Source organism: Inquilinus sp., assembly GCF_057815775.1.
Genome location: NZ_JBYRFX010000755.1, coordinates 1 through 2,982, shown reverse-complemented (window position 1 = coordinate 2,982; position 2,982 = coordinate 1). Strand labels below are relative to the sequence as shown.

The window sequence follows — 2,982 nt, the reverse complement described above, 5'->3', positions numbered from 1 at the left end:
GCGGCCGGCGCCGTCGGGTCGATGGTGACCCAACTCGCCAAAGAGGCCGGCGCCCATGTCATTGGCACCGGGCGCGCCGCCGACCGTCAGGCGGCGCTCGACTTCGGCGCACAGGCATTCGTCGACCTCGACAACGACGTCCTGGAAGATATCGGCGCCGTCGACTTGGTGTTCGATGTCATCGGCGGGGATATCGGCAAGCGGTCCGCGAGCCTGGTCCGGGCCGGGGGAACGCTGGTGTCTGTCACCGGGCCGGTCGAGGTGAGGCCGACCGACGGCCTGGCGGTCGATTTCGTCGTCGAGGCCGATCGGGCCCAGCTGACCGAGATCGTCCAGCGGGTGCGGGACGGACGTCTGCGACCGCATATCGGCACCGTCGCGACCCTCGACGATGCCGTCGCCGCCTTCAACCGGACCGAGCGACGGCCGGGCAAGACAATCATTCGCGTCCGCCCCTAACCGACACACGCCGATCGATACACGCGGCCGGCCGGCGCTGTCCGGGACGGCCGGCTGCGCCCTCTTGGACGCGCCCGGGACATCCCGGGCAGCGATCTCTGGCTCCTGGCATGAGATCCCGAACAGATCCCATCCCAGCAGCACTTCCGGAAGAGAGAGCGGAACAGCTCTCTGACTTCAGTCCGTCTCTTGACCTGTAGAAATCACGAAGATCAACGGAACCATCATGACCAACGCCGTCATCGACTGTATTTTGAGCCGCAGCGCTGCCAAGTATTACGACCCCTCCGCCAGCTTGAGCGATGATCAGATCCGTGAGCTGGTGCGGATCGGCACCACCGCGCCGACATCCTTCCACCTGCAGAACTGGCGCTTCATCGCCGTGCGCACGCCGGAAGCCAAGGCCCGGCTGAAGCCGATCGCCTGGAACCAGCCTCCCATCACCGAGGCGGCGGTCACCTTCATCATCTGCGGCCAGTTGGCGGATTCCAGCGTGATCCCGGAGCGCCTGGCACCGCTGGTGGCAGCGGGCATCATGCCGGCGGCGCTGGTGCCGGAATGGGAACTGCCGGCACGCGGCCTGTACCTGGAGTACCCGCAGCGCCAGCGGGACGAGGCTGTGCGCTCCGGCGCCATCGGCGCGACGGCGATCATCTATGCGGCCCGCTCACTGGGCCTGGGGTCGACGCCAATGATCGGTTTCGACGCCGAAGCGGTGCACCGCGAGTTCGGGCTGGCCGAGGACGAGGTGCCGGTCATGCTGCTGTCCGTCGGTGCGGAGCGTCCGGGAAACTGGCCGCAGAAGCCGCGCCGCCCGGTGGCCGAAGTGCTGGACCTCGTCTGACGTTCCGTGAAATCAGGACCTTGTGGAGACTATGATGGCAAGAGCCGAGGCTCTCAAGCCGGCGCAGGTGCCGGCCGATTCCAAGCCGACTCTCGATACGTTCACCCGGAACATCGGCTTCACCCCGAACATGCTGGCGACCTTCGCGCAGAGCCCGATCGCCTTCAACGCATGGGGCAGTCTGCTCGGCTCCCTGAGCAAGGCGCTCGACGTCAAGACGCGGGACAGCATCGGCCTCGCCGTCTCCGAGGTGAATGGCTGCAACTACTGCCTGACGGTCCACAGCTTCACGGCCGAGCACATGGCCAAGCTGCCGGCCCATGAGATCATTCTTGCCCGCAAGGGCCATGCCAGCGACCCGAAGCGGGATGCCGCAATCCAGTTTGCGCGCAAGGTCATCGAGACCCGGGGCCATATCGGAGACGCCGATCTGAAAGCCGTGCGCGATGCCGGCCACACGGATGCGAATGTCATGGAGATCGTCGCGCTGGTGGCCATGTACTCGCTGACGAACTTCTTCAACAACGTGTTCGATCCCGACAAGGACTTTCCTGCCGTTACACCGGCTGGCTCGATCTGAATTCCATCCAGCCGCATAAGCGCAACGCTAGAGCCGGATGCTCCCCGCATCTTTGGGAATGCGCCTGGGCTCTTCGTTGTGCCGATGAGGTGAGCGCACTGTATTCTCCGGAGTGAAGGCGTGAACCAGTCGCAGAAGGTCGTTGTCGTCACAGGTGCATCACAGGGCATCGGCGCCGAAGTCGTAAAGGCATTCCGAAAGCTCGATTACCGCATTGTCGCAACCTCACGTTCGATCAAGCCGTCGAGCGATGAAAACATCCTGAGTGTCGCCGGCGACATTGGCGATCCCATAACGGCCCAGCGTGTCATTTCCGAAGCCATCTCGCGATTTGGCCGGGTCGATACCCTGGTGAACAACGCCGGCGTATACATCGGAAAGCCATTCACCGAACACACCACCGAAGACTACGACGCCGTCATGAATGTGAACATGGCGGGCTTCTATCACATCACGCAACGCGCGATCGCCGACATGGAACGGCATTCGAGCGGCCATGTGGTGAGCGTCACGACCAGCATAGACCAGGTTGCGATCAGTGGGATCCACTCGGTCTTGGCGGCTATGACCAAGGGGGGCCTCAATGCCGCCACCAAGTCACTGGCGATCGAGTACGCGAAGAAAGGCATTCGCGTGAATGCCGTTGCGCCTGGAAACATCAAGACACCGATGCACGCGCCTGAACATCACGCGGCGCTCAGTGCCTTCCAGCCTGTCGGACGCATGGGTGAAGCAAGCGATATCGCCAGCGCCATCCTGTTTCTCGACTCCGCACCATTCATCACCGGGGAAATTCTGCACGTCGACGGTGGGCGATCCCGTTCTCGCGCCCGGTCCGGCGGACGTTGTGTGCCGACGGGACGAGTTGAGACAGCGGGATGTCGCGAATGATCGTCGTCATGGTCGCTCTCCATTGGCAAAACCACCGCGCCTTCCCCCGGCAAGCGGGGTGGGCGGCGGAGAGCGGCCGGCAGGCCCGCCGAGGGAGGCGGTCCGCACCCAATCGGCGCGGTCGTGGCCGTGCGCGAGGTGAGTGCCAGGGCCGAAACGAAGTGGAGGACGCGCGGAGCGCGTTGCAGACCGGCGCGGCGGGCCTATA

4 protein-coding genes are annotated in these 2,982 nt (G+C 64.4%); all 4 read left to right on the top strand.

Annotation, left to right across the window (positions count from 1 at the left end; genetic code table 11):
- Positions 1-459 (top strand): zinc-binding dehydrogenase (locus AC3XYG_RS26545; RefSeq protein WP_489142881.1); only part of this gene is annotated, 459 nt, incomplete at its 5' end.
- A gap of 226 nt (positions 460-685) precedes the next feature.
- On the top strand, positions 686-1,303 hold the full coding sequence (locus tag AC3XYG_RS26540; RefSeq protein ID WP_489142880.1) for a nitroreductase family protein: 618 nt from the start codon (positions 686-688) through the stop codon (positions 1,301-1,303).
- Positions 1,304-1,370: 67 nt separating this feature from the next.
- Entirely contained in the window at positions 1,371-1,883 is a 513-nt protein-coding gene (locus AC3XYG_RS26535; RefSeq protein WP_489142879.1) for a carboxymuconolactone decarboxylase family protein, read from the top strand.
- A 120-nt stretch (positions 1,884-2,003) separates the two neighbouring features.
- Entirely contained in the window at positions 2,004-2,774 is a 771-nt protein-coding gene (locus AC3XYG_RS26530; RefSeq protein WP_489142878.1) for an SDR family NAD(P)-dependent oxidoreductase, read from the top strand.
- Positions 2,775-2,982: the final 208 nt, after the last annotated feature.

What these genes read in the sequence shown, in the direction of transcription:
- AC3XYG_RS26540 (WP_489142880.1), top strand. Translation starts at nt 686, where the DNA reads ATGACCAACGCCGTCATCGACTGTATTTTGAGCCGCAGCGCTGCCAAG.